This is a genomic window from Kitasatospora sp. NBC_01266, from assembly GCF_036242395.1.
Classification (GTDB): Bacteria; Actinomycetota; Actinomycetes; order Streptomycetales; family Streptomycetaceae; genus Kitasatospora.
On record NZ_CP108458.1, the window covers coordinates 5504792 to 5531102 of the forward strand.

The 26311-nt window shown below is 71.6% G+C and carries 19 protein-coding genes; 9 read left to right on the forward strand and 10 right to left on the reverse strand.

Annotated features, from left to right (window positions below; all coding sequences use genetic code 11):
- Positions 1-35: 35 nt before the first annotated feature.
- The 3 genes from OG403_RS24105 to OG403_RS24115 all read right to left on the reverse strand — a co-directional run bounded on the left by OG403_RS24105 (position 36) and on the right by OG403_RS24115 (position 5459).
- A complete protein-coding gene (locus tag OG403_RS24105; protein ID WP_329567729.1) occupies positions 36-1574 on the reverse strand; it encodes a maltokinase N-terminal cap-like domain-containing protein in 1539 nt (512 codons plus the stop codon).
- A gap of 226 nt (positions 1575-1800) precedes the next feature.
- Positions 1801-3504 carry a maltose alpha-D-glucosyltransferase gene (treS, locus tag OG403_RS24110; protein WP_329567730.1) on the reverse strand — a complete coding sequence of 568 codons (1704 nt, stop codon included), beginning with the start codon at positions 3502-3504 and terminating at the stop codon, positions 1801-1803.
- Positions 3501-5459 carry an alpha-1,4-glucan--maltose-1-phosphate maltosyltransferase gene (locus OG403_RS24115; RefSeq protein WP_329567732.1) on the reverse strand — a complete coding sequence of 653 codons (1959 nt, stop codon included), beginning with the start codon at positions 5457-5459 and terminating at the stop codon, positions 3501-3503. The genes treS and OG403_RS24115 overlap by 4 nt, the downstream gene beginning before the upstream one ends.
- 34 nt (positions 5460-5493) lie before the next feature.
- Here OG403_RS24115 and OG403_RS24120 point away from each other — a divergent pair, with 34 nt between their 5' ends.
- The 3 genes from OG403_RS24120 (at position 5494) to OG403_RS24130 (ending at position 9919) form a co-directional block, all read left to right on the forward strand.
- Entirely contained in the window at positions 5494-5730 is a 237-nt protein-coding gene (locus OG403_RS24120; protein ID WP_329567734.1) for a hypothetical protein, read from the forward strand.
- A gap of 718 nt (positions 5731-6448) precedes the next feature.
- Entirely contained in the window at positions 6449-9070 is a 2622-nt protein-coding gene (gene glgP, locus OG403_RS24125; RefSeq protein WP_329567736.1) for an alpha-glucan family phosphorylase, read from the forward strand.
- A 243-nt stretch (positions 9071-9313) separates the two neighbouring features.
- The gene (locus OG403_RS24130) at positions 9314-9919 is read left to right on the forward strand and encodes a hypothetical protein (protein ID WP_329567738.1); all 606 of its coding nucleotides are present in this window, start codon (positions 9314-9316) and stop codon (positions 9917-9919) included.
- Between the two features lies 1 nt (position 9920).
- On the opposite strand, the gene OG403_RS24135 is transcribed toward OG403_RS24130, so the two are convergent.
- The 3 genes from OG403_RS24135 to glgX all read right to left on the reverse strand — a co-directional run bounded on the left by OG403_RS24135 (position 9921) and on the right by glgX (position 15838).
- Positions 9921-11756, reverse strand: a complete 1836-nt coding sequence (locus OG403_RS24135; RefSeq protein WP_329567740.1) for an ABC transporter ATP-binding protein — start codon at positions 11754-11756, stop codon at positions 9921-9923.
- The gene (locus OG403_RS24140; protein WP_329567742.1) at positions 11753-13555 is read right to left on the reverse strand and encodes an ABC transporter ATP-binding protein; all 1803 of its coding nucleotides are present in this window, start codon (positions 13553-13555) and stop codon (positions 11753-11755) included. The genes OG403_RS24135 and OG403_RS24140 overlap by 4 nt, the downstream gene beginning before the upstream one ends.
- A 114-nt stretch (positions 13556-13669) precedes the next feature.
- Entirely contained in the window at positions 13670-15838 is a 2169-nt protein-coding gene (gene glgX, locus OG403_RS24145) for a glycogen debranching protein GlgX (protein WP_329567744.1), read from the reverse strand.
- Between the two features lie 356 nt (positions 15839-16194).
- Here glgX and OG403_RS24150 point away from each other — a divergent pair, with 356 nt between their 5' ends.
- The 6 genes from OG403_RS24150 (at position 16195) to OG403_RS24175 (ending at position 22585) form a co-directional block, all read left to right on the forward strand.
- On the forward strand, positions 16195-17466 hold the full coding sequence (locus tag OG403_RS24150; RefSeq protein ID WP_329567746.1) for a L,D-transpeptidase: 1272 nt from the start codon (positions 16195-16197) through the stop codon (positions 17464-17466).
- A gap of 288 nt (positions 17467-17754) precedes the next feature.
- Positions 17755-19023, forward strand: coding sequence for a L,D-transpeptidase (locus tag OG403_RS24155; protein ID WP_329567748.1), 1269 nt, complete (start codon positions 17755-17757; stop codon positions 19021-19023).
- A 219-nt stretch (positions 19024-19242) separates the two neighbouring features.
- Positions 19243-19710, forward strand: a complete 468-nt coding sequence (locus tag OG403_RS24160; protein ID WP_329567750.1) for an ATP-binding protein — start codon at positions 19243-19245, stop codon at positions 19708-19710.
- A 205-nt stretch (positions 19711-19915) separates the two neighbouring features.
- On the forward strand, positions 19916-22027 hold the full coding sequence (locus tag OG403_RS24165; RefSeq protein ID WP_329567752.1) for a S53 family peptidase: 2112 nt from the start codon (positions 19916-19918) through the stop codon (positions 22025-22027).
- 145 nt (positions 22028-22172) lie between these two features.
- Entirely contained in the window at positions 22173-22442 is a 270-nt protein-coding gene (locus tag OG403_RS24170) for a hypothetical protein (RefSeq protein WP_329567754.1), read from the forward strand.
- Entirely contained in the window at positions 22439-22585 is a 147-nt protein-coding gene (locus tag OG403_RS24175; RefSeq protein ID WP_329567756.1) for a hypothetical protein, read from the forward strand. Before OG403_RS24170 ends, OG403_RS24175 begins: the two co-directional genes overlap by 4 nt.
- Positions 22586-22675: 90 nt before the next feature.
- Here the strand turns inward: OG403_RS24175 and OG403_RS24180 are convergent, their stop codons facing one another.
- From OG403_RS24180 to glyA, 4 genes are all read right to left on the reverse strand, one after another.
- Entirely contained in the window at positions 22676-23134 is a 459-nt protein-coding gene (locus OG403_RS24180; protein ID WP_329567758.1) for a type II toxin-antitoxin system VapC family toxin, read from the reverse strand.
- Complete coding sequence (locus OG403_RS24185; RefSeq protein ID WP_329567760.1) at positions 23124-23393, reverse strand: type II toxin-antitoxin system Phd/YefM family antitoxin; 270 nt, start codon at positions 23391-23393, stop codon at positions 23124-23126. Before OG403_RS24185 ends, OG403_RS24180 begins: the two co-directional genes overlap by 11 nt.
- A 68-nt stretch (positions 23394-23461) precedes the next feature.
- Positions 23462-24829 carry an L-serine ammonia-lyase gene (locus OG403_RS24190; RefSeq protein WP_329567763.1) on the reverse strand — a complete coding sequence of 456 codons (1368 nt, stop codon included), beginning with the start codon at positions 24827-24829 and terminating at the stop codon, positions 23462-23464.
- A 151-nt stretch (positions 24830-24980) separates the two neighbouring features.
- Entirely contained in the window at positions 24981-26249 is a 1269-nt protein-coding gene (gene glyA / locus OG403_RS24195; protein WP_329567765.1) for a serine hydroxymethyltransferase, read from the reverse strand.
- Positions 26250-26311 lie beyond the last annotated feature (62 nt).

Genomic DNA, 26311 nt, shown 5'->3' on the forward strand with positions numbered 1-26311 from the left:
CCAACAGCTTCAGTGATCCAACACCTGATGATGCGTCATGAGGCGGTGGCCAGGCGATGGATGGCGGTCAGCGGGATCGGCAGCCAGCCCGGCCGGTGCCGGGCCTCGTAGACCACCTCGTAGACCGCCTTGTCGATCTCCAGTGCCCGCAGCAGCTCCGGGCAGCCCGCCGGATCGGTGCCGCCGGCCGCCGTGTAGCCCGCGCAGTAGGCGGTGCGGTTGCGAGCCGCCCAGCTCGCGGCCAGATGGGCCAGCTGTGGGTCGGGTTCGGCCCCCGCCAGCAGGTGGGCCGCCGCGTAGTCGAAGGAGCGCAGCATCGCCGCCACGTCCCGCAGGGCCGGCTGCGGTACCCGCCGCTCGGCCACCGACTTGGCCGGCTCGCCCTCGAAGTCCAGCAGCACCCAGCCGTGCGGGGTCCGCATCGCCTGCCCGAGGTGCAGGTCCCCGTGGATCCGCTGGACGGTCAGGCCGGTCAGGTGATCGGCCGTCAGCTGCTGGAAGGCGGCGTGCAGGGCCGGCCGGTAGCGGCGCAGGGCCGGGACGGCGACCGCTGCCGCGTCCAGCCGCTCGGCCATCGCGGTGGCCAGTCGGCCGGTCTGCTCGCGGTCCAGCTTGGCCACCGGCAGTGCGCGGGCCAGGACCCGGTGCACCTCGGCGGTGGCCCGGCCCAGCCGGTGCGCCTCCACCGCGAAGTTCCCCGGACTGGGGTCGCCCTTGAGCCGGGCCACCTGGTCGAGCGCCAGCTCCCAGCCGTCCTCCGCATCCGGCAGGAAGCGTTGCAGCAGCCCCAGGGTGGCCGGCTCGGCGCCGGTCAGCCGGCTCTCGAACCAGGCCGCCACCCGGGGGATCCGGGTGCTGCCGGCCCGGGAGAGGGCCAGTGACAGTTCCAGGTCGGGGTTGGTGCCCGGACTGATCCGGCGGAACAGCTTGAGGATGAAGGAGGTGCCGTAGATGACCGAGGTGTTGCTCTGCTCGGCGGTGCCGGCCCGGCCGAGCAGGTCACTGGGCAGCCCGGGGCCCGGGGTGCGGCGGAACGAGAGCGGGCCGAACCGGTCGCCGGTGGCCAGGTGGCCGAGCAGTCGCCCCGTCAGCTCGGGATCGTGCACCGCGTCGTAGAGCGTGGCGCCGTCGTACAGGCCGTGGGTGAGGCTGCCCAGCACCGCCTCCGGCAGCAGGCCGGACGGCGCCTCGGTGCGCAGGCCGAGCAGCAGCTGGTAGAGGTCGGCCCCCGCGCCGTGCTCCACCCGCAGCAGCAGGTGCAGCATCGCCGGGTCGCCGGTCAGCAGCGGGGTCGCGTTGACCGGGTGCAGGCCGGTGATCGACTGGCCCTTGCCCGCGTACCAGCGCTGCCCCGGCAGCCAGTCGGCGATCAGCGGCAGGGCGGCATCGACCAGTTCGCCGACCGCCAGCGAACTGCTGACCCGCGGTCTGCTGCTGTGCCCGCCCTGGGAGTGCCCTGTGGCGCCCCACCCGGCGCCGCCGGCGCCGTGCGGTCCGCCCGGACCGCCCGGACCGCGTGGCGCGGTACCCGCGTCGCGGTGGGCGTGGGCTTGAGAACGGGAGATTTCCGACATGACTCCCTTTCCCCGGAAGCGGGCTGACGGCCCGACAGATCTGGCCGGGCCCGCCAGTCTTCCGGATTTCGGCGGCGCTGCTGCGGCGGCACGCGAGACAGACTCGGGTGTCACGCCTGAGGGTGGGTACGCGTTGGGCTGTTCTCCGTACGTGCGTGGCGCGCGGCCCGCCGAGGGGCGCGAAGGCCGGCCCCGCGCCCCGTGCACGGGCGAAGCTGGTTGATCGTTACTGCGCGCCGGGCCTGCGCAGCTGGAACCAGTAGAAGCCGTGCCCAGCCAGGGTGAGCAGGTACGGCCACTCGCCGATCGACGGGAACCGCACCCCGCCGATCAACTCGACCGGATAGCGCCCGCCGTACTGCCGCAGATCCAGCTCGGTGGGCTGGGGAAAGCGGGAGAAGTTGTTGACGCACATGACCAGATCGCCCTGGTGCTCGCGCACGAAAGCCAGCACGGCCGGGTTGCTGGACGGGAGTTCGGTGTAAGTTCCCAGCCCGAAGGCCGGATTGAGCTTGCGGATCTCGATCATCCGCCGGGTCCAGTGCAGCAGCGACGAAGAACTGCTCTGCTGCGCTTCGACGTTGGTCACCTGGTATCCGTAGACCGGATCCATGATGGGCGGCAGACTGAGCCTGCCCGGGTCGGCGGAGGAGAAACCCGCGTTGCGGTCGGGGGTCCACTGCATCGGGGTACGGACCCCGTCGCGATCCCCCAGCCAGATGTTGTCGCCCATGCCGATCTCGTCGCCGTAGTAGAGCACCGGGGAGCCGGGCAGCGAGAGCAGCAGCGCGGTGAAGAGCTCGATCTGGTTGCGGTCGTTCTCCAGCAGCGGGGCGAGGCGGCGGCGGATGCCCACGTTGGCCCGCATCCGCGGTTCCTTCGCGTACTCCGCGTACATGTAGTCGCGCTCCTCGTCGGTGACCATCTCCAGGGTCAGCTCGTCGTGGTTGCGCAGGAAGATGCCCCACTGGCAGCCGCCCGGGATGGTCGGCGTCTTGGCCAGGATTTCCGAGACCGGGTAGCGCGACTCGCGGCGCACCGCCATGAAGATCCTTGGCATCACCGGGAAGTGGAAGGCCATGTGGCACTCGTCGCCGCCGGAGCCGAAGTCGCCGAAGTAGTCGACCACGTCCTCGGGCCACTGGTTGGCCTCGGCGAGCAGCACGGTGTCGGGGTAGTCGGCGTCGATCTCCTTGCGGACCCGCTGGAGGAACTCGTGGGTCTCCGGGAGGTTCTCGCAGTTGGTGCCCTCGCGCGCGAACAGGTACGGCACCGCGTCCAGCCGGAACCCGTCGATCCCGAGGTCCAGCCAGAACCGCAGCCCCGCGATCATCTCCTCCTGGACCCGCGGGTTGTCGTAGTTCAGGTCCGGCTGGTGGGAGAAGAACCGGTGCCAGAAGTACTGCTTGCGCACCGGGTCGTAGGTCCAGTTGGAGCTCTCGGTGTCGACGAAGATGATCCGGGCGTCGGGGTACTGCTTGTCGTCGTCCGCCCAGACGTAGAAGTCGCCGTAGGGGCCCTCGGGGTCGTTGCGGGAGGCCTGGAACCACGGGTGCTGGTCGCTGGTGTGGTTCATCACGAAGTCGATGATCACCCGCATGCCGCGCTTGTGGGCGGCGTCCACGAACTCCACGAAGTCGGCCAGGTCGCCGAACTCGGGCAGCACCGACTTGTAGTCGGCCACGTCGTAGCCGCCGTCGCGCAGCGGGGAGGCGAAGAACGGCGGCAGCCAGAGGCAGTCGATGCCGAGCCACTGGAGGTAGTCGAGCTTCGCGGTGAGCCCCTTGAGGTCACCCACACCGTCGCCGTTGCTGTCCTGGAAGGACCGCACCAGCACCTCGTAGAAGACCGCACGCTTGAACCACTCCGGGTCCAAGTCCTTCTTCTCGGTGTCCGCGAAGGTGTCGTGGACGGGCTCGTTCACAATCACAGGGAGGTCCTCCGAACCGTGAGGAGGTGGGCCGGCGCCGTTGAGGGATCGAGCCGGACGTAGTTGTGGCGGTGCCAGGTGTAGCTCGCGCCGAGCAGCTCGTCGTCCACGATGAGCTGCTCGTCACTCGGGAGGGTGACGGTTGCTTCCTGCGGGTGGTGCGGATCGAGGTTGACGACGACGATCACCTGGTCGGTGCCGGTCTGCTTGGTGTAGGCGATGATCCGGTCGTTGTCGGTGGGCAGGAAGCTGAGGTTGCGCAGCTCCTGGAGGGCGGGGTGCTCGCGGCGCAGCCGGTTGAGGGTGGTGAGCAGCGGGGCGAGGGTGTCGGTGCGGGTCCAGTCGCGCGGGCGCAGCTGGTACTTCTCGCTGTCCAGGTACTCCTCGGTGTCCCGGCCGGCCGGCGTGGACTCGGCGAACTCGAAGCCGGCGTAGACGCCGTAGCTGGGCGAGAGGGTGGCGGCCAGCACCGCGCGCACGGCGAAGGCGCTCAGCCCCTGGTGCTGCAGGTGCCGGGGCAGGATGTCCGGCGTGTTGGCGAAGAAGTTGGGCCGCATGTAGGCCGCCGCCGGGCCGGTCAGCTCGGTGAGGTACTCGGTGAGTTCCTGCTTGCTGTTGCGCCAGGTGAAGTAGGTGTACGACTGCTGGAAGCCGATCTTCGCCAGGGTGTGCATCATGGCCGGCCGGGTGAAGGCCTCGGCCAGGAAGACGACGTCCGGGTCGGTCCGGTTGATCTCGCCGATGACCTTCTCCCAGAAGTGCACCGGCTTGGTGTGCGGGTTGTCGACCCGGAAGATCCGCACGCCGTGGCCCATCCAGTGGCGCAGCAGCCGCAGGGTCTCGATCACCAGGCCGTCGAAGTCCTGGTCGAAGTTGATCGGGTAGATGTCCTGGTACTTCTTCGGCGGGTTCTCGGCGTAGGCGATGGTCCCGTCGATCCGGTGGCTGAACCACTCGGGGTGCTTGTTGACCCAGGGGTGGTCGGGGGAGGCCTGCAGCGCGAAGTCGAGCGCGATCTCCAGCCCCAGCTCGGTGGCCCGGGCGACGAAGGCGTCGAAGTCCTCGATGGTGCCCAGGTCCGGGTGGATCGCGTCGTGGCCGCCCTCCGGCGAGCCGATCGCCCACGGCGAGCCGACGTCCTCGGGCCCCGGGGTCAGCGTGTTGTTGGGGCCCTTGCGGTAGGCCAGGCCGATCGGATGCACCGGCGGCAGGTAGAGCACGTCGAAGCCCATCGCCGCGATCGCCGGCAGCCGCTGCGCCGCCGTGCGGAAGGTACCGGATCGCGTGGGCCCCTCCTGCCCGGTGCCGGGCAAGGAGGGAGGCTCCAGGGTGGCGCCCTCGGAGCGCGGGAAGAACTCGTACCAGGATCCGTACAGCGCCCGCTGCCGCTCGACCCGCAGCGGCAGCGCGGTGGAGGCGGTGACCAGCTCGCGCAGCGGATGGCGGGTCAGCGGCTCGGTCACCGCGGGCGCCAGAGCGGCGGCGAGGCGGGAGAGCGGTGGCAGCGCCGGGTCGCGCAGCGCCTGCACGGCCCTGAGCACCTCGGCGCGGCCGTCCCGCTTCGGCACCCCGGCGGCGGCCCGCTCCAGCAGCAGCGCGCCCTCCTCCAGGGTGAGTTCGACGTCCTGGCCGGCCGGGAGCTTGACGGCGGCGGTGTGCTGCCAGGTGGCCACCGGGTCGCTCCAGGCCTCCACGCTGTAGCTCCACCGGCCTTCGGCCGTCGGGGTGACCTCGGCGCCCCAGCGGTCGGTGCCGGGGGCCAGCTCGCGCATCGGGATCCAGGCGCCGCCGCGCCCGCGCGGGTCGCGCAGCACCACGTTGGCGTTGACCGCGTCGTGGCCCTCGCGGAAGACGGTGGCGGTGACCAGGAAGGTCTCGCCGACCACCGCGCGGGCCGGGCGACGGCCGCCGTCCACCAGCGGGGCGACGTCCAGGACGGGGATCCGGCCGATCATCGGGTCGCTCTCTTTCGTCCGGCGCGCCGCCGTCGTGCTGCGGGTGCCGGTGGTGCGGGTGGTGGCCTTGCGCGGGGTGGAGCTGGTCCGGGTGGATGTGGTCCGGGCAGCCGTGGGCTTCGGCGTGCTGGGCGACTTCGGTGCCTTCGGCGACTTCTCCGACGCGGTTTCGGCCGTTCGGGGGGCGCGCACCGCGGGTGGTTCCGTTATGGCCGGAATCGATACCGGCATCCTCATTGGCTCCAACCCCTCGGACACCAGTGCGGACTGATTCCGTGTGTCGCCGTGCATGCCAAACTCCTGCCCGAGATCGGCGGCAGTCCCGCGGGCGGCTCGAGCACCGGGGAGTGCCGGGAAAACAGCTGGGTGGGGACTGACAAACGACCGGTGCCTGCCCATGACCACCGTGCCCGGTGCGTGGCCGAAATCCGGCGCTCCACGGCGGTCCGGAGCTACGAAACGGCGCACGTCCCGGCGCGCGGCCTCGCGACACGCCCGGTGGGCGATTCCGACCCACCCCGGAAACGACCAGGGCAGGCGTGAGGACACGCGTTGGCCCACCAGGGAGGACACCAGGTGAGCCGTAAGGGCTAACGGCCGCCAGCTGAACGCCCGGGGGACTGGCGTCGACGAGCTGACGGAGGGTCAGGGAAGGAAGCGGAGCACAGAGGACCGACCGTGCCGCACGGGAATCGCCACCCATGCCGACCCGCTGCGGCAGCGGCCTGTGCCCATCCTCGCACTGTTCGTAGCTCTTACCACTCGGTCCGAGGCCAGCGTGGGTGGTGCGGGGGAGCAGATCGGCCATCTGCTGCCACCCGGTTGGGGGTACCACGTACGCCCGGCGTGCGCTTGGCCCCCAGTGTGCGCCGTATGCGCCCCCTGTGACGCGTACTGCGCCGCACGTGATCTCATCTGTCGCCCGAATGGAGCCGTGTTACGAGAGTTGACGCCCCATCACCCCATAACGGCGGTCTACGCTTCGGGCCGTGAAGGCCATCCGCAGATTCACCGTCCGCACCGTCCTGCCCGAGCAACTCCAGCCGCTGCACGAACTCGCGCTCAATCTGCGCTGGTCGTGGCACCCCGAGACCCGGGAGCTGTTCCGCTCGGTCGACCCGGGAGTCTGGGAGGCCGTCGGCGAGGACCCGGTCCGGCTGCTCGGCGAGGTGCCGGCCGCCCGGCTCGCCGCGCTCGCCACCGACCGCCGCTTCCTGCGCCGACTCGGCGACCTCACCGACGACCTGCACGACTACCTGAGCGGGCCGCGCTGGTACCAGTCCTACGAGCCGCTCGGTGGACGCCCCGCGGCCATCGCCTACTTCTCGCCCGAGTACGGCATCGCCGCCGCGCTGCCGCAGTACTCCGGGGGCCTGGGCATCCTGGCCGGCGACCATCTGAAGGCCGCCAGTGACCTGGGCGTCCCGCTGATCGGCGTCGGGCTCTTCTACCGCCACGGCTACTTCCGCCAGTCGCTCTCCCGGGACGGCTGGCAGCAGGAGCGCTACCCCGTGCTCGACCCCGACGAGCTGGCGGTCGCCCTGCTGCGCGAGCCGGACGGGAGCGCCTGCCGGGTCGAGCTCACGCTGCCCAACGGGCGCACCCTGGCCGCCCAGATCTGGCGGGCCCAGGTCGGCCGGGTCCCGCTGCTGCTGCTCGACTCCGATCTGGAGGCGAACGCGGCCACCGAGCGGGACGTCACCGACCGCCTGTACGGCGGTGGCAGCGAGCACCGGCTGCTGCAGGAGATGCTGCTGGGGATCGGCGGCGTGCGGGCGGTGCGGGCGTTCTGCCGGCTCACCGGACACCCGGACCCCGAGGTCTTCCACACCAACGAGGGGCATGCCGGCTTCCTCGGGATCGAGCGGATCCGGGAGCTGGTGGCCTCCGCCACCGGACCCGACTTCTCCAGCGCGCTGGAGGCCGTCCGGGCCGGCACCCTGTTCACCACCCACACCCCGGTCCCGGCCGGCATCGACCGGTTCGACCGGGACCTGGTGGGCCGTCACTTCAGCGGTGACGCGGCGCTGCGCGGCGTCCCGGTCGACCAGGTGCTCGCGCTCGGCGTGGAGAACTGGCCGGGTGGCGACCCCAAGCTCTTCAACATGGCCGCCATGGGCCTGCGGCTGGCCCAGCGCGCGAACGGCGTGAGCACCCTGCACGGCGAGGTCAGCCGCGCGATGTTCGGCGCCCTGTGGCCGGGCTTCGACGCCGCCGAGGTGCCGATCACCTCGATCACCAACGGCGTGCACGCGCCCACCTGGATCGACCCGGCGGTGGTGCGGCTGGGCGCTTCGGAGATCGGCGCCGACCGGGCCGAGGCCGCGATGTCGGTGGGCACCGCCGAGCGCTGGAGCGGCGTCGAGCAGATCGGTGACGCGGAGATCTGGGCGATCCGCCGCGAGCTGCGCGCGCAGCTGGTGGACGAGGCGCGCCGGCGGCTGCGGGCCGCCTGGCGCCAGCGCGGCGCCGGGCACGCGGAGCTGGGCTGGACCGACGCGGTGCTCGACCCCGACGTGCTGACCATCGGCTTCGCCCGGCGGGTCCCCTCGTACAAGCGCCTCACCCTGATGCTGCGCGACCAGGACCGGCTGCGCGGCCTGCTGCTGCATCCCACCCGCCCGGTGCAGATCGTGGTCGCGGGCAAGGCCCACCCGGCGGACGACGGCGGCAAGCGGCTGATCCAGCAGCTCGTCGCCTTCGCGGACGACCCGGCGGTGCGCCACCGGATCGTCTTCCTGCCGGACTACGACATGGCGATGGCCAAGCACCTCTACCCCGGCTGCGACGTCTGGCTGAACAACCCGCTGCGCCCGCTGGAGGCCTGCGGCACCTCGGGGATGAAGGCCGCGCTGAACGGCTGCCTCAACCTCTCGGTGCTGGACGGCTGGTGGGACGAGTGGTACGACGGCCGCAACGGCTGGGCGATCCCGACCGCCGACGGCTCGGGCTTCGACGAGGACCAGCGCGACGACATCGAGGCCGCCGCCCTCTACGACCTGATCGAGCATCAGGTCGCGGGCACCTACTACGACCGGGGCGGTGACAACCTGCCGCACCGCTGGATCGCGATGGTCCGGCACACCCTGATCACCCTCGGCCCCAAGGTGCTGGCCGGCCGGATGGTCCGCGAGTACGTGGAGCGGCTCTACACCCCCGCCGCGCTCGCCCAGCGCGGCCTCGCGGGTGACGGCGCCCGGCAGCTCGCGCAGTGGAAGGCCCGGGTGCGGTCCGCCTGGCCGTCCGTCCGGGTCGAGCACGTCGACGCCGCGGCGGAGGCCGCCGAGCTCGGCTCCGCGGTGGCGCTGCGGGTGCAGGTGGCGCTGGGCGGCCTGGACCCGGTGGACGTCGAGGTCCAGGCGGTCTCGGGGTCGGTGGACGAGAGCGACCTGATCCGGGACGCGCAGACCCAGACCCTCAAGCCGGTGGGCGGTCCCGACCTGGCCGGCTGCCAACGCTACGAGGGCACCCTGGAGTTGGGCCGCACCGGGCCGTTCGGCTACACGGTGCGGGTGCTGCCGAACCACCCGCTGCTGGCGTCGGCGGCGGAGCTGGGGCTGGTGGTGCTGCCCGCGGAGTCGGCGGGAATGGACGCGGGGGTGCTGCGGTAGCAGCGGCGCTCGCGTGATGTGACGGGTGCTCAGGAAGTCGGGTGGGTCGACTTCCTGAGCACCTTCCTGCGGCGCGGCCGGATCGGCATCGGATCGTCAGGAACACGCCAAAATCTGGCGTGTCGCTCACCGCGTGTGTTTAGGATGTCGCCATCCGTTGCCGACCGTATGCATGGGGGGACCATGGCGGGCGTTGAGTACGACCAGTTTCCGACCGGTGAAGGGCGCCGGAGGTGGCGTTCCGTGGCGTGGGCCGCCGCTGCGGTGCTGGTGGCCGGGGCCGGGGTGACCGGGTTCTGGTGGAAGCCCTGGCAGTCGGTGTCGTTACCGCCCAGCGCGTGCTGGGGGGAGTTGGGGCCGCCCGACTACCGGGTGCTGGCCGGGGCGGACGGGGTGGCCCGGGCCGCCGAGCGGGGGAGCATCGACGGGCCGGTCGCCAACGGGGTGCTGCTCTCCAGTTGCCGGCTGGTGTGGGACGACAAGGAGCATTCCAACATGCTCTCCGTGTCGGTGGGTTCGGCGGACGACACCGACGGCGCGGACGATCCCCGGCTGCTCGGCGACATGCTGCGGGCGGTGGACTTCGGTCCGGGCGCGCAGGGGTGGATCGCGCAGGGCACCGGACCGCTGGCCGTACAGTTCGCGTGCAGCTACCAGAGCGGTGCCAAGGCCTCGCCGTACGTGCGGATCGTGGTCAGCAGTGCGGGCCTCAGCACGGCGTCGACCGCCCAGGTGCGGGCGGCCTACGCCGGGATCGCGCTGAAGATGGCCAAGGCGGTGGCGCATCGGCTGCCGTGCGGCAACACGGTCCAGCTGCCCGATCAGCCAGGACCGCTGCCGGCGGGGTGAGTTAGACCAGGCTCTCCCGCCAGGCCGTGTGCAGGGTCGCGAAACGCCCGCTGCCGGCGATCAGTTCGGCCGGGGTGCCGTCCTCGATGATGCGGCCGGACTCCATGACCAGGACGCGGTCGGCGATCTCCACGGTCGACAGGCGGTGCGCGATGATCACCGCTGTGCGGCCCGCGAGCACCGTGCGCATGGCGCGCTGCACGGCCTGCTCGCCCGGGATGTCCAGCGAGGAGGTGGCCTCGTCCAGGATCAGCACGGCGGGGTCGGCCAGCAGGGCGCGCGCGAAGGCGACCAACTGCCGCTGCCCGGCGGAGATCCGGCCGCCGCGCTTGCGCACGTCGGTGTCGTAGCCGTCGGGCAGCGCGGTGATGAAGTCATGGGCGCCGATCGCCTTCGCCGCCGCCTCGATCTCGGTGCGTGAGGCGTCGGGCCGGCCGACGGCGATGTTCTCCGCGACGGTGCCCGAGAAGAGGAAGGACTCCTGGGTGACCATCACGATGCCGCGCCGCAGCTCGGCCGAGGACAGGTCGCGCAGGTCGACCCCGTCCAGGGCGATCCCGCCCTGGGTCGGGTCGTAGAACCGGGCGAGCAGCTTGGCCAGGGTGGACTTGCCGGCGCCGGTGGCACCGACGATCGCGGTGGTCCGGCCGGCCGGCAGGGTGAGCGAGAAGGCGGGCAGTACCACCTTGCCGGTGCGGTAGGCGAACGCGGTGTCGGTGAAGGTGACGGTGCGGCCGGTTCCGGCGGCGGCGGGCAGCGGCACCGGGGTGGCGGGGTCGGCGACCGAGGGCTCGTGGGCGAGCAGGCCGGCGATCTTCTCCAGCGCCGCCGCCGCCGACTGGTAGCTGTTCAGGAACATCGCCAGCTGGTCGATCGGGTCGTAGAGCCGCCGCAGGTAGAGCACGAAGCCGGTGAGGACGCCCACCTCCAGGCTGCCGTCGGTGACCAGATAGGCCCCGACCAGCACCACCACGGTCACCCACAGGTTCGCGGTGGCCCGCGAGTACCCGACGTAACGCGCCATCTCCAGCAGCCCGTTGGCGTTGGCGTCCGCGTACTGCTGGTTGACCTCGCCGAACGCGGCCAGGTTGGCCTCCTCGCGGCGGAACGCCTGCACCGGGCGGATGCCGTTCATCGTCTCGGTGAAGCGCACGATCACCGAGGCGACCGCGGTCCGCGAGGTGCGGTAGACCCGCGAGCTGCGGCGCCGGAACATCCGCACCAGCAGGGCCATCGGCAGCACCGAGCTGAGCGCCAGCAGCCCCAGCCGCCAGTCCATCACCAGCAGGATGACCGCGATGTAGCAGACCGACAGGAAGACCGCGAGCAGCTCCTGCAGGCCCTCGTTGAGCAGTTCGCGCAGCGCGTCCACATCGCTGGTGCCGCGGGAGATGATCCGGCCCGAGGTGTAGCGCTCGTGGAAGTCCAGGCCGAGCCGCTGGGCGTGCCGGAAGATCCGGGTGCGCAGTTCGAGCAGCACGTCCTGGTTGAGCCGTCCGGTGATCCGGATGAAGGCGCGCTGCAGCAGGGTGCTCAGCGCCGCGCAGCCCAGGTAGCCGGCGGTGACGGCGATCAGCGGGCCGCTGTCGTGCCGGCGCAGCGCGGGGATGCCCTGGTCCATGGCGAGCGCCACCAGCAGCGGGCCGGACTGCAGGGCGGCCTGCTGCAGCAGGATCATCAGCATCGCGCCCACCGCCCGGCCGCGGTGCGGAGCCAGCAGCGAGCGCAGCAGCGCGGTGGAGGCGCCGGGCGGGACCGGGATCTCCTCGTCGACCTCCACGGCCGGTTCCCGGTCGGGCAGTTCCTCGTCGGGCAGTTCTTCGGCAAGCACGGTCATCGGGGCACACTCGCTTCCAGCGCACTCTCGCCGGACATCAGTTCGCGGTACTCGGGGCAGTTCTCCAGCAACCGCTGGTGGGTGTCGACGGCCAGGATCCGGCCCTCGGCCAGCACCGCCACCCGGTCGGCGAGCAGTACGGTGCTCGGCCGGTGCGCCACCACCAGCGCGGTGGTGCCGGTGAGCACCTCGCGCAGGGCGCGCTCGACCAGCGCCTCGGTGTGCACGTCCAGCGCGGAGAGCGGGTCGTCCAGGACCAGGAAGTCGGGGTCGCCGACCACCGCGCGGGCCAGTGCCAGGCGTTGGCGCTGGCCGCCGGACAGGCTCAGGCCCTGCTCACCGACCTCGGTGTCCACGCCCTGCGGCAACTGCTGGACGAAGTCGGCCTGGGCCACCGCGAGGGCCCGCGCCAGCGGCTCGGGGCCCGCGTCGGGCGCGCCCATCAGCACGTTCTCCCGCACGGTGGCGGAGAACAGGGTGGGCTCCTCGAAGGCGACCGCGACCAGCTCGCGCAGTCGTGGCAGCGGCAGTCGGCTGAGGTCCTGGCCGTCCAGCGTGATGGTGCCGGCGGTGGCCTCGTAGAGCCGGGGGAGCAGCGCGGTCAGCGTGGTCTTGCCGCTGCCGGTGGCGCCGACCAGCGCCATCGTCTCGCCGCGCCGGATGTGCAGGTCGATGCCGCGCAGCAGGTCGGCGGAGTCGGCGGGCGCGTCCGGGTAGCGGAAGCGGACGCCGGTGAAGCGGATGCCGTCGCCGTCGGGCGCGCTGTCGGTGGCGGCGAGCGGGGGCTGCTCCGCGGTGTCCATCACGTCGAAGAACCGGTCGGCGGCCGTCCCCGCCTCGTTGCTGTAGGCGAGCAGCCAGCCCAGCGACTCGACCGGCCAGCGCAGCGCCAGCGCGGTGGACAGGAAGGCGACCAGGGTGCCGGTGCTCATCTCGTCATGCGCGACCAGCACCGCGCCCACCGCCAGCGAGGTGCCCAGCGCCGCCTCGGGCAGGCCGACGATCAGCGCCCACAGGTCGGCCAGCATCCGCGCCTTGCGCAGCTCGGTGCCGCGCAACCGCTCGGCCTGCTCGGCGAACTGGCGGGCCATGGTGCGCCGGCGCCCGAAGGACTTGAGGATCCGGATGCCGAGCACCGACTCCTCGAGCACGGTGGCCAGGTCGCCGTTCTGGTCCTGGGCGGTGCGGGCGGCGGCCGAGTAGCGGGTCTCGAAGTGCACGCAGAGCAGTACCAGCGGGATGGCCGGGACCAGGGCGATCAGTCCGAGCCGCCAGTCCAGGCTCAGCATCAGCACCGAGCCGGCCAGGAAGGTCAGCGAGTTGACGATCAGGAAGACCAGCGGGAAGGCCAGGAAGAGGCGCAGGGTGTACATGTCCGAGGTGGCCCGGGAGAGCAACTGCCCGGACGGCCAGCGGTCGTGGAAGGAGACCGGCAACCGCTGGAGCTTGGCGTACAGGTCGCGGCGCATGGTGGCCTCGACCCTGGCCAGCGGTCGGGCGATCAGCACCCGGCGCAGGCCGAACAGCCCGGCCTCGGCGGCGCCGAGCAGCAGGAGCAGGCCGATCAACGGCCACAGTGCGTGCTGGTCGTGGTGGCCGATCGGCCCGTCCACGATCCGGCCCAGCACCAGCGGCACCACCAGCACCGCGGCGGAGGCGACCAGGGCGGCGAGCACCGCGCCGGTCAGGTACCAGCGGATCGGGTAGGCGTAGGACCTGAGCCTGAGCAGCGAGCGCACCGTGGACCTGGTGGGTCCGGCGGCGGGCAGCGGCAGCGGGGGTTCGGGGTTCTCGGACATCAGGCCGAGAGTAGGCGGAGCCCCCGTCATTCCTCATCAGGTTTTTCACAGCTGACGAGGTCCGGCGCCGGGATCCGGCCACCCGTCCGGGACAACTCCTGCTGTCACTGCGGGTTACCGCGGTCCGTGGCGGCGCAGCAGTCGCAGGGAGCGCGCGGCCAGCGGCCGGTCGGCCGGGTGCCGGGCGGTGTCCAGCAGCAGTTCCCAGCCGCCGGCGGGCAGGGTGAACTCCACCGGCTGGTCGGCGGCGTTCAGCAGCAGCAGGAAGCTGTCGTCGGTGAGCGGGCAGCCGTGCTGGTCGCGCTCGGACATCGCGTCACCGTTGAGCAGCATGCCCAACTGCGCGGTGGGCGCGAACCAGTCGGCCTCGGTCATCTCGGTGCCGCGCGCGGTGTACCAGGTCAGGTCGCGCTGCCCGCCGGGCGTCGCCGCCCGCCCGGAGAAGAAGGCGCGCTGGCGAAGCACCGGATGGGCCCGGCGCAGCCGGATCAGCTCGGCGGTCAGCTCGTGCAGCGTGCGCCACTCGGGCAGCTCCAGCAGCGACCAGTCCACCCAACTGGTCTCGTTGTCCTGGCAGTAGGCGTTGTTGTTGCCGCCCTGGGTGCGGCCGAACTCGTCGCCAGCGGTGAGCATCGGGACCCCGGAGGCGAGCAGCAGGGTGGCCAGCAGGTTGCGCGTCTGGCGCTGCCTCAGCTCCCTGACGCCGGTGTCCTCGGTCTCGCCCTCCGCCCCGCAGTTCCAGGACCGGTTGTCGTCGGTGCCGTCCCGGCCGTCCTCGCCGTTGGCCTCGTTGTGCTTGCCGTCGTAGGAGACCAGGTCGCGCAGCGTGAAGCCGTCGTGCGCGGTGATGAAGTTGACCGAGGCGTACGGGCGCCGCCCGCCGCGCTGGTAGAGGTCGGAGGAGCCGGAGAGGCGGTAGCCCAGCTCGGCCACGTCCGGGCGGGCGCCGCGCCAGAAGTCGCGCACGGTGTCGCGGTACTTGTCGTTCCACTCGGCCCACAGCGGCGGGAAGTTGCCCACCTGGTAGCCGCCGTGGCCGACGTCCCACGGCTCGGCGATCAGCTTGACCCGGCTGAGGAACGGGTCCTGGGAGACCGCGGCCAGGAACGGGTGGCGCATGTCCACCCCGTCGTCGCCCCGGGCCAGCGCGGCGGCCAGGTCGAAGCGGAAGCCGTCCACGCCCATCTCGGCGGCCCAGTAGCGCAGCGAGTCGGTGATCAGCCGCACGGTCTGCGGTTGGCGGGTGTCGAGCGTGTTGCCGCAGCCGGTGTAGTCGTCGTACCCCCGGCTGCCCCGACTGCCGTGGCCCAGCCGGTAGTAGCCGGCGTTGTCGATGCCGCGCAGCGAGAGGGTCGGCCCGCCCGCGCCGCCCTCGGCGGTGTGGTTGTAGACCACGTCGAGGATCACCTCGATGCCCGCCTGGTGCAGCGCCCGGACCATCCGCTTGAACTCGCCGACCTGCTGGCCGCGGGTGCCGGAGGCGGAGTAGCCGCCGTGCGGGGCGAACCAGCCGATCGAGTTGTAGCCCCAGTAGTTGCTCAGGCCGCGCTGGTGCAGGTGGTCCTCGCTGGCGAACTGGTGCACCGGCAGCAGCTCGACGGCGGTGACCCCGAGCGAGGTGAGGTAGTCGATCGCGGCCGGGTGGGCCAGGCCCGCGTAGGTGCCGCGCAGCTCGGGCGGGATCCCCGGGTGGCGCATGGTGAAGCCGCGCACGTGCAGCTCGTAGATCACCGTCTCGGCCCACGGGGTCTTCGGGCGGCGGTCGTCCGACCAGTCGTCGTCGTCGTGCACCACCACGCCCCGGGCGGTGTACGGGGCGGAGTCGCGGTTGTCCCGCACGGTGTCGGCGACGTCCGGCTCGGGCCAGTCGCGCACCGAGCCGCAGCAGGCGCCGTGGCCGGTGAAGACGCCGTCGACCGCGCGGGCGTACGGGTCGAGCAGCAGTTTGGCCGGGTTCCAGCGGGCGCCGGTCCACGGGTCCCAGCGGCCGTGCACCCGGTAGCCGTAGCGCCGGCCCGGGGTGACGCCGGGCAGGTAGCCGTGCCAGGTCTGGAAGGTCTGCTCGGGCAGCGGGTGGCGGGTCTCGACGCCTTCTTCGTCGAAGAGGCAGAGCTCGACGGCCTCCGCCCCCGGTGCCCAGAGCGCGAAGTTGGTGCCGTGGCTGCCGTCCGCGCCGTGCCGGTAGCGGGCGCCGAGCGGCTGCCAGCTGCCCGGCCAGGGGGCGGCCGGGGGCAGCTGGGCGGTCTGGGGCGCCAGGTGCTCCAGTTCCTGGAATGCCGTCATGCCCGATGTCCTCCGAGCCGCTCGCCCGCGATCCGGGCGCGTTCTGTTACGGACGGATGTCCGCTGAGTGGAATCGTTCCCTCGTGTTCCAGGGGGAATCCGATCGTTGAACGCGGGACTGGAGCGGCACTCGATCGGACGTCGGTCGGGCGGCCCGGGACGGGGGGTCAGGGGCGGCGTGTCACCCGCCCGCTGACCATGCGCCGACGGTGCGCCGAGGACCGGCGGAGCTGACCGGCTTTCACCTCGTGGTCACGCCCCTCCCGCCGAAGATTCACTCGGTCGGCCCCGTTATCCTGGCGCGAGCGCGGACCCGGTGCGGGGTTCCGGCGACCGACGAAGAGGGGGAGCGCCCAGTGGAGGCGGTTCAGGCGGCAGCGTCCGCCAGAGGAATACGGGCGACCAGAACGGGGGCCCGCCGGGCGGCGATCGCCCTGCTGGCGGGCGGCGTGCTGATGCTGGCGTCCGCCTGCGGGCCGGACGACACCTCGTCCAAGACCAGTGCCCAGGGCAGCGGTGGCGGCAACGGGGGAGCCGCCGCCGGCTCGCCCGCGGCGGCGCCCTCGCCGAAGCTCTCGGCGGCCCAGCTGACCGTGACCCCCTCGGACGGCGCGCAGAACGTGGCGCCCAGCGGTGCGGTCAAGGTCTCGGTGGCGAACGGCAAGCTGACCCAGGTGTCGGTGGCCGACAAGGACGGCAACGCGGTCCAGGGCACCATCGCCCCCGACGGCTCCTCCTGGACGCCGACCGGCGCGCTGGCCGTCGGCATGCTCTACAAGGTGAGCGCCCAGGCGGTGGACTCGGCCGGGCAGCAGGCCGCGGTGGACAGCAGCTTCACCACGCTGACCCCGGGCAAGACGGTCTCCTCCAACGACAACATCGCGACCGGTTCCACCTACGGCGTCGGCATGATCGTCTCGGTCAACTTCAACAAGCCGATCAAGAACAAGGACGCCGTCGTCGCGGGCATCACCTTCAACGCCTCGGACGGCACCCAGGTCAAGGGCCACTGGTTCGGCGACACCCGGCTCGACTTCCGCCCGCAGCAGTACTGGAAGGCCGGTACCAAGGTCACCGTCCACTACAAGCTGAAGAGCGTCGAGGTCTCGCCCGGCGTCTACGGCGGCTCGGACCGCGACGAGTCGTTCACCATCGGCCGCTCGCAGATCTCCACCGCCGACGCCGCCAGCGACGAGATGACCGTGGTCCGCGACGGTTCGACGGTCGAGACCCTGCCGATCAGCGCCGGCAACGATCAGAACCCGTCGTGGAACGGGACGATGACGATCGAGAGCAAGGAGTTGGTCACCCGGATGAACTCCGCGACCGTCTCCAATGTGGTCGGCGGGGAGTACGACGTTCCGGATGTCCCGCACGCGATGCGGCTGACCGATTCGGGCACGTACGTGCACGGCAACTACTGGGGCAACTCCTTCGGCAAGTCCAATTCCAGCCACGGCTGCGTGGGCCTGCAGGATGCCAAGGGCGGCGACCCCAACTCGGTGGCCGGCAAGTTCTACGCGTCCTCGCTGGTCGGCGACGTGGTGATCATCAAGAACGCCAAGGGCAAGACGGTCAGCCCCAGCAACGGGCTGAGCGGCTGGACGCTGCCGTGGGCTTCCTGGTAATTCGCTGAGAATCCTGCCGGTCAAGGCAACCAACGGCCCATCCCGAGGCGTTCTCGGGGTGGGCCGTTCGGGTTATGGTCACCGTTCGGTGCCGACATCCGGGGGAGGGTATGGATCCCGCCGAACGGGTGAAGCAATCGGATGTAACAATCGACCGATTTGTCAGACCGGTGCGGAACCGGCGGCCTGGCCACGACGTGTCGTGCGATGAGTCGTGCGGCGGGCCGGCCGGGGTGGACCGAGTCGGCCGCGAGCCGGCCACGGAGAGAACCGATGGGGAGTAGAGGCATGCGCTCGATACGCGTGGGAGCGGCACTGGCTGTGGGCGGCACCCTGCTGCTCGTCACGGCGTGCGGCGGTGGCAGTACGAGTTCGAAGACCGTGGGCGCCGGTGCGCCTGCCGCGGGTGCCTCCGCCGGCGCCGGCGGCGCCTCGGCGGGCGCTTCGGCGGGTGCTTCGGCGGGCTCCTCCGGCTCGTCGGGCGCCACCCCGGCCTCCGCCGCGGTGGTCGACATCGAGCCCAAGGACGGCACCCAGAACGCCGCCCCCGACGCGCTCAAGGTCGACGTCTCCAGCGGAAAGCTGAGCCAGGTCACGGTCACCGACAAGAGCGGCCAGACGGTCCAGGGCAGCATCTCCGCCGACGGCACCAGCTGGGTGCCGGCCACCGGCCTGTCGGTCGCCGACTCCTACCAGGTGAAGGCGCAGGCCACCGATGCCAAGGGGGTGACCACCACCGCCACCAGCAGCTTCTCCACGCTGACCCCGGCCAAGACCTCGCGCAGCCAGGACAACGTGGTGACCGGCTCCACCTACGGCGTGGGCATGATCGTCTCGTTCAACTTCGGCATGCCGATCCAGAACAAGCAGGCGGTCGACAACGCGATCACCTTCGAGACCTCGGACGGCACCCAGGTCAAGGGCCACTGGATGGGCAACAACCGCCTGGACATCCGCCCGCAGAACTTCTGGAACCCCAACACCCAGGTCAAGGTCCACATCCGGCTGAAGAACGTCGAGGTCTCGCCCGGCGTCTACGGCGGCTCGGACCGCGACGAGTCCTTCACCATCAGCAACCGGGCCCAGATCAGCACGGTGGACGCCGCCGCGCACACCATGACCGTGCAGGACAACGGGCAGACGATCGAGACCATCCCGATCAGCTCCGGCTCGGACGAGCACCCGACCTACAACGGCACCATGGTGATCGAGGACAAGGAAGGCACCACCCGGATGACCTCGGCCTCGGTGCCGGGCCTCGCACCGGGTGAGTACGACCTGATGGTGCCGCACGCGATGCGGCTCACCGACTCGGGCACCTACGTGCACGGCAACAACTGGTCCTCGGCCGGCACCTTCGGCACCGCCAACGTCAGCCACGGCTGCGTCGGCCTGCAGGACGCCCCGGGCAACGCGGGCGGCACCGACACGCCGGCGGCCAAGTTCTACGCCGCCTCACTGGTGGGAGATGTCGTGAAGGTCGTCAACTCCAAGGGCGCACAGGTCACTCCCGACAACGGCCTGAGCGGCTGGAACATGCCGTGGAGCACTTGGTAGTACCCGACGTACCGGGGTCGTGTGCGTTCGTCATATGCCAATTGAATAGTGATCGTTTCGTCATTGTCCGTACGCGGCTGCTTGCGAACCGCGATGATGGAGCCCATGGCGGGATGGGGCGAAGTCGATCAGTCATCACATCTCGGGCCCGAGCTGGCCTCCGACACTCCGGCAGGAGTGCGGCGGCCGGGTGCGGCGGCCCCGTGCGGGGCGGTGCCCATGGCCGGGCTCGCGGCTCTGGAACGGCTCTCCAGCTGGGAGTTGGAACGCACCGTGCTGCCCCGGCTGCGCGACCCCGCCGCCGCGGAGGAGGTGCGGCTGCCCTCGCGCGGCGAGTCCGGGCCGCTGGCCCGGCGGCTGGTGCTCTCGGTGCTGCAGAGCTGGGGCCTGCACGCGCTGCTGGAGGTGGGCGAGTTACTCACGGCCGAGCTGGTCGCCAACGCCGTGCGGCACACCGGCGGGCGCACCATCGGCTTGAAGCTGCTGCGCCGGCCCGGCTGGCTGCGGGTGGAGGTGCGGGACTCCTCGCGGGCGCTGCCCTGCCTGATCGTGGCCGAGCCGGGCATGGCCGAGTGCGGGCGCGGGCTGCTGGTGGTGGACACCCTGGCGGACCGCTGGGGTGCCGACCTGCTGCCGCGCGGCAAGGGCGTCTGGTTCGAGCTGAAGGTGCGTGAGCGGGCGGTGTGAGGGCATGACGTGAGGGGGCGTCAACTGCTCGGGTGGCAGGGCTCTGTGGCCTGAAGGCGGGTGGCGGGGAGCTGTTACCGATTCGCGCGGGCGCTGTTACCTCACCGACGGCGGACCGAGCGGGGCCGTTCCTACGGTGGCGGAGCCGAGCAGGCGACGAGCCACGGCCGTCCGGGCCGGGCTGCCACCCCTGGAGTGTGAATCCTTGTCACCACGCAAGCCATCCCGCGCCGCCGCCCGCCGCGGCGCGGTGGTCGCGGCCGCCCTGGCCACCGCCACGCTCGCCGCCGGCCTCGGCGCGCCCGCCACGTCGGCGGCCACCACGGACCGCACCGAGCTGCCGTCCGCGACCCCCGGCTGGATCAACGGCACCACCCAGTTCCCGGTGACGGACCTGGGCCCGACCACCGGCGCCGAGAGCATGTCGCTGCGGGTCTACCTCTCCGGGAACGACGCCAAGCTCGTCCGGGCCGCCCGGGACGTCTCCACCCCCGGCAGCGGGTCCTACGCGCGGTACCTGACCCCGGGCCAGTTCTCGGACCGCTTCGGGGCGAGCCCGCAGCAGGTCGACGCCGTGCGGAGCTGGCTGACCGGTCTCGGGATGGACGTCACCGCCGCCAACGCCCACTACCTCGCGGTGACCGCGACCGTCGACCAGGCACAGCAGGCCTTCGACACGTCGTTCCACACCTTCGCCGTCGCGCGCAAGCCGTTTCCCCCGGCCTACGGGTTCACGCCGGTGACCGGCATCTCGGTACCGGCCGCGCTGGGCAAGGACATCGTCACCGTCGTCGGGCTGGACGCGCCGTTCGGCTCCGCCACCCGCCAGGCGGTGGGCCCGGGAGCCGTGACCCCCACGCCCGCGCCCACCTCCACGCCCACCCCTGCCCCCGCTCCCGACTCCGTTCCGCGGGGCACGGCGGGCGGCCCGCGCCGTCAGGCGACGACCGGGGCACCGAGCGCCGCGCCAGCCGCCGCGGCCACGCCGCCGTGCTCCACGTACTGGGGCGAGAAGTCCTCGCCGATCCCGGCCGTCAACGGCCGCACCAGCGCCCCGGACGCGGTCTGCGGCTACACGCCGCAGCAGATGCGCGACGCCTACGGGGTGACCAACAGCGCGTTCACCGGTAAGGGCCGCACCGTCGCGGTCGTCCTGGACGGCTCGCTGCCCACCATGGAGGCCGACGCCGACCGCTTCTTCGCCGCCCACGGCGTCGCCGGATTCGCTCCCGGCCAGTACTCCGAGAACTACGCGCCGGACTTCCAGGCCAGTTGCGACGGCAGCAGCGACCTGCCCGAGGAGCCGCTGGACGTGGAGTCCGTCCACCTCACCGCGCCGGACGCCAAGGTGGTCTACGTCGGCGTCGACTGCCAGTCCAGCGCCCCCGACAGCCTGCAGCTCAACTTCCTGGACGCCGAGACCCGGATCGTCGACCAGCACCTCGCGGACGTCGCCACCGACTCCTACAGCACGCTGGCCTCGGAGTACTCGCCCGCCATGGCCGCCGCCTGGGACCTGACCTTCCAGCAGGGCGCCCTGGAGGGGATCGGCTTCGACTTCGACTCGGGCGACGCCGGCGACGGCGCCTCCGGAATGTGGGCGGGCCAGCCGGCCTCCGTGACCTTCCCCGCCTCCGACGCGTGGGCGACCGCGGCCGGCGGCACCACGCTGGAGATCGGCAAGGACGACGCGGTGGTGGGCGAGTACGGCTGGGGCTTCGACCACGCGCAGCTCGACCCGCAGGGCACCGGCTACCTGACCCCGCCGCCCGGCACGTTCCAGGAGGGCTCCACCGGCGGGCGCAGCGACACCATCGCCCAGCCCTGGTACCAGAAGGGCGTGGTCCCCGCGGCGCTCGCCACCGCGAACGGCACCGGCCCGGCCCACCGCGAGGTGCCGGACATCTCCGCCGACGCCGACGGCGACGCCACCGGCTGGCTGATCGGCTACACCGACCCCGGCACCGGCAGCTACACCGAGGTCACCGAGGGCGGCACCAGCGGCTCGTCCCCGCTGATCGCCGGCCTGGAGGCGGACGCCGCGCAGGCCGCCGGCCACCCCCTCGGCTTCGCCAACCCCCTGCTCTACTCGCTGCGCGGCAGGCCGGCGATCCACGACGTCCTGCCCGCCCCGGCAGACCAGGCGCCGCTCGCACTGGAGTACTCGCCGAGCTGGCAGCAGCCCGGCAGCTACGACACCTTCCTGACCACCCTGGACCAGGACAGCAGCCTGCACGCCACCCCCGGCTACGACGACGTGACCGGCCTGGGATCGCTCACCCCGGACTTCGTCAAGTCCTTCACGAGGAAGCACTGAGCGACCCCCACGCACCGACGGCGGCGGCCGTGGCGTCCTGATCCGCGGCTGCCCCGAGGGCGCCGGGCTGCTCGCTAGAGTGGAGTCCGGCGGACCAGGAATTCCCGCTGGAGTCACTGGTCGCAACGCAGCGCAGGAGGAGCCGATGACCACACAGCCCACCGAGCCCTACCGCATGCATCCCCGGACGCAGGATGAGATAGGGGCCGCGCTGCCGCCCTCCCAGCGGATGGCTTTCTACCGTGACATGGGCTCTGCCGACGAGGACCAGATCGCGGGTGTGCTGCGTCGCTGGCGGCTGCGGCTGGAGATCTACAACGACCCTGCCACGCCGCGCGTTCACGCCGCGGTCCAGCAGGGGACGGCCCCTGGGCGGGCCCTGTCGGCAGTCCTGAGGGAGCTCGGGCCGCGGTGAGCGACTGGGACGACCCGTACGACGGCGACGAAGAGCACGACCCGATCACTCTGTCGCCGCAGGTTCAGGAAGTGTTCGACTACGCGGTGACGCCGCCGGACGCCAGGGTTGTGCGCACGGATGACTACCCCGAGAGCTTCTGAAGTCGCTTCAGACCTGCCGAAGCCCTGGTCAGCGTTCCGCGGACCAGGGCTTCGGCAGGGACTTTTCAGGGACTCTTGACCGCTGCCTGCTCAGCGATCGTGCAGTAGCGCCGGGCGGGTGACCGGTACGACGGTCAGGAGTGTCTCCAAGCCCTTGAAGTCGTCGGGGTTGGTGGTGAACAGGGGAAGGTCCTCGGCGACGGCGATGGCGGCGATCATCAGGTCGGCCACGCGCCTTCGCGGTTTGCGCCCTGCGCCGATCACGGCGGCGCAGATCCGGCCGTAGACGCGTGCGGCCTCGGCGTCGAAGGGGATGGGATCGAACTCGTTCTCGGCGCGCTGCAGGACGTCCAGCCGGCGGGCCCGCTCCGCGTATTCGTCGTAGTCGTCCTGCTCCTCGTTCCGCCGGACCTCGTGCGGTCCGGCGGACAGCTCTGCCAAGGTGATCGCGCTGATGGCCATCTCAATCGGGAGCTCAGCCGGGTCCACCCAGCGGCGGAGGATCATGATGTTGGTGTCGAGCAGACCCCGCTCGTGCTCAACGGGCATAGGGGTCGTCCGTCTCCTGTGCGGCCGTGGCGTCCTGATCCGTTCGGAAGGCTTCCAGGGAGATGTCGGGTGCGCTGCGCGACATCGCGGCGAACTCGGCTCGGGGAACGAAGCGCCTGCGGCGCTTCAACGGGACCAGCTCCCCGATCCGGTGACCGTCACGAGTGACGGTGAAAGACTGACCGGCCTCGACGGCGTCCATGATCTCTCTTGACCTGCTGCGCAGATCCCGCTGGGTGATCTCCGGTTGCGCTGTCATGCCACCAGGCTACTCAGGCGTGCCACCCGGTGCTACCGCGTGGCACGCCCGACTGGCGAGAAGACTGCTCAGCACTCGATGACGTTGACCGCCAGGCCGCCGCGCGAGGTCTCCTTGTACTTGACCTTCATGTCGGCGCCGGTCTCCTTCATCGTCTTGATCGCCTTGTCCAGCGAGACGTGGTGCCGGCCGTCGCCGCGCAGGGCCATCCGGGCGGCGGTGACGGCCTTGACCGAGGCCATGCCGTTGCGCTCGATGCAGGGGATCTGGACCAGGCCGCCGACCGGGTCGCAGGTGAGGCCGAGGTTGTGCTCGATGCCGATCTCGGCCGCGTTCTCGACCTGCTCGGGGGTGCCGCCGAGGACCTCGGCGAGGCCGCCGGCGGCCATCGAGCAGGCGGAGCCGACCTCGCCCTGGCAGCCGACCTCGGCGCCGGAGATGGAGGCGTTCTCCTTGAAGAGCATGCCGATCGCGCCGGCGGCGAGCAGGAAGCGGACGATGCCGTCCTCGTCGGCGCCGGGGATGAAGTTCTGGAAGTAGTGCAGGACGGCGGGGATGATGCCGGCCGCGCCGTTGGTGGGGGCGGTGACCACGCGCTGGCCGCTGGCGTTCTCCTCGTTGACCGCCATGGCGTAGAGGGTGACCCACTCCATCGCGTTGGCCGGGCCTATGCCCTCGGCGCGCAGCGCGCGGGCGCCGGCGGCGGCGCGGCGGCGGACCTTGAGGCCGCCGGGCAGGATGCCCTCGCGGGACATGCCCGCGCTGACGCACTCCTTCATCACGCCCCAGATCTCCAGCAGGCCGGTGCGGATCTCCTCCTCGGTGCGCCAGGCCTTCTCGTTCTCCAGCATCAGGCCGGAGATGGACAGGCCGGTCTCCCGGGTGTGGCGCAGCAGTTCCTCGCCGGTGCGGAAGGGGTAGCGCAGCTGGGTGTCGTCCGGGACCACCCGGTCGGCGCCGATCGCGTCCTCGTCCACCACGAAGCCGCCGCCGACCGAGTAGTAGGTCTTCTCGAGCAGCAGCCCGCCCGCCTCGTCGTGGGCGACCAGGGTCATGCCGTTGGCGTGGTAGGGCAGCGAGCGGCGGCGGTGCAGGACCAGCTGGAGGTCGGGGTCGAAGGCGATCGGGTGGGTGCCGAGCAGGCTGAGCCGCTTGGTCTCGTTGATCCGCTCGACGTCCTGGTCGGCCTTGGCCACGTCGACGGTGCGCGGCGAGTTGCCCTCCAGGCCGAGCAGTACCGCCTTGGGGGTGCCGTGCCCGTGGCCGGTCGCGCCGAGCGAGCCGAAGAGCTCGGCCTTGACGGCGGTCACCTGGTCCAGCAGCCCCTCCGAGCGCAGGCGGCGGGCGAACATCCGGGCCGCGCGCATCGGGCCGACCGTGTGCGAGCTGGAGGGGCCGATGCCGATGGAGAAGAGGTCGAAGACGCTGATGGCCACGGGGGTGACGTCCTTGTCTGGGTCTCGTGGAGCGAGAAGGGCGGTGCGTGCGTACGTGCCACGGGGCACCGGCTCACGTTCCAGTGTGCGCGGTGCCCCGGGGTGCGGGCGGGGTCGGCGAGGGTGATGCCGACCACGCCCGGGGAGGGACTTACAGCTCCGGGTAGAGCGGGTACTTCTCGGCCAGCGCGGTGACCCGGGCCTTCAGGGCGGCGGCCTTGGTCTCGTCGAAGCCGGGCAGCAGCGCCTCGGCGATCACGTCGGCGACCTCGCGGAAGTCCTCGGCGACGAAGCCGCGGGTGGCCAGCGCCGGGGTGCCGATCCGCAGGCCCGAGGTGACCATCGGCGGGCGCGGGTCGTTCGGGACGGCGTTGCGGTTGACCGTGATGCCGACCTCGTGCAGGCGGTCCTCGGCGTCCTGGCCGTTCAGCTCGCTGTTGCGCAGGTCGACCAGGACCAGGTGGACGTCGGTGCCACCGGAGAGCACCGAGACGCCGGCGGCCTTGGCGTCCTCCTGGAGCAGGCGGGCGGCGAGGATCTTGGCGCCCTCCAGGGTGCGCTCCTGGCGCTCCTTGAACTCCGGGGAGGCGGCGACCTTGAACGAGACGGCCTTGGCGGCGATCACGTGCTCCAGCGGGCCACCCTGCTGGCCGGGGAAGACCGCGGAGTTGATCTTCTTGGCCAGCTCGGCCTTGGAGAGGATCACGCCACCGCGCGGGCCGCCCAGGGTCTTGTGGGTGGTGGTGGTGACCACGTCCGCGTAGGGGACCGGGGACGGGTGCAGGCCCGCGGCCACCAGGCCGGCGAAGTGGGCCATGTCCACCATCAGGTAGGCGCCGATCTCGTCGGCGATCCGGCGGAACTCGGCGAAGTCGAGCTGGCGCGGGTAGGCGGACCAGCCGGCGATGATCAGCTTGGGCTGGTGCTCCTTGGCCAGGCGCTCGACCTCCTCCATGTCGACCAGGTTGGTCTGCTCGTCCACGTGGTACGCCACCACGTTGTAGAGCTTGCCGGAGAAGTTGATCTTCATGCCGTGGGTCAGGTGGCCGCCGTGCGCCAGGTTCAGGCCCAGGATGGTGTCACCCGGCTGGATCAGCGCGAACATCGCGGCGGCGTTGGCCTGCGCGCCGGAGTGCGGCTGGACGTTGGCGGCCTCGGCGCCGAACAGCGCCTTGATCCGGTCGATGGCGATCTGCTCGACCACGTCGACGTGCTCGCAGCCGCCGTAGTAGCGCTTGCCGGGGTAGCCCTCGGCGTACTTGTTGGTGAGTACCGACCCCTGGGCCTCCATGACCGCCACCGGGGCGAAGTTCTCGGAAGCGATCATTTCGAGGGTGGACTGCTGGCGGTGCAGCTCGGCGTCGACCGCGGCGGCGATCTCCGGGTCGAGTGCGTGCAGGGACTGGTTGAGAACCGTCATGGTGGCGTCTTCCCGTGGGGCAGGTCGGGTGGGAGCGGCGAGGGCGGCCGCCGCGCTGCGAC

Bases quoted from the DNA above. Each gene is read 5' to 3' on its own strand.
- OG403_RS24135 (WP_329567740.1), bottom strand. From the start codon at position 11,756: ATGACCGTGCTTGCCGAAGAACTGCCCGACGAGGAACTGCCCGACCGG.
- OG403_RS24180 (WP_329567758.1), bottom strand. From the start codon at position 23,134: ATGCCCGTTGAGCACGAGCGGGGTCTGCTCGACACCAACATCATGATC.
- OG403_RS24155 (WP_329567748.1), top strand. From the start codon at position 17,755: ATGCGCTCGATACGCGTGGGAGCGGCACTGGCTGTGGGCGGCACCCTG.
- glyA (WP_329567765.1), bottom strand. From the start codon at position 26,249: ATGACGGTTCTCAACCAGTCCCTGCACGCACTCGACCCGGAGATCGCC.
- OG403_RS24140 (WP_329567742.1), bottom strand. From the start codon at position 13,555: ATGTCCGAGAACCCCGAACCCCCGCTGCCGCTGCCCGCCGCCGGACCC.
- OG403_RS24115 (WP_329567732.1), bottom strand. From the start codon at position 5,459: ATGATCGGCCGGATCCCCGTCCTGGACGTCGCCCCGCTGGTGGACGGC.
- OG403_RS24105 (WP_329567729.1), bottom strand. From the start codon at position 1,574: ATGTCGGAAATCTCCCGTTCTCAAGCCCACGCCCACCGCGACGCGGGT.
- OG403_RS24170 (WP_329567754.1), top strand. From the start codon at position 22,173: ATGACCACACAGCCCACCGAGCCCTACCGCATGCATCCCCGGACGCAG.
- OG403_RS24185 (WP_329567760.1), bottom strand. From the start codon at position 23,393: ATGACAGCGCAACCGGAGATCACCCAGCGGGATCTGCGCAGCAGGTCA.
- OG403_RS24160 (WP_329567750.1), top strand. From the start codon at position 19,243: ATGGCCGGGCTCGCGGCTCTGGAACGGCTCTCCAGCTGGGAGTTGGAA.
- glgX (WP_329567744.1), bottom strand. From the start codon at position 15,838: ATGACGGCATTCCAGGAACTGGAGCACCTGGCGCCCCAGACCGCCCAG.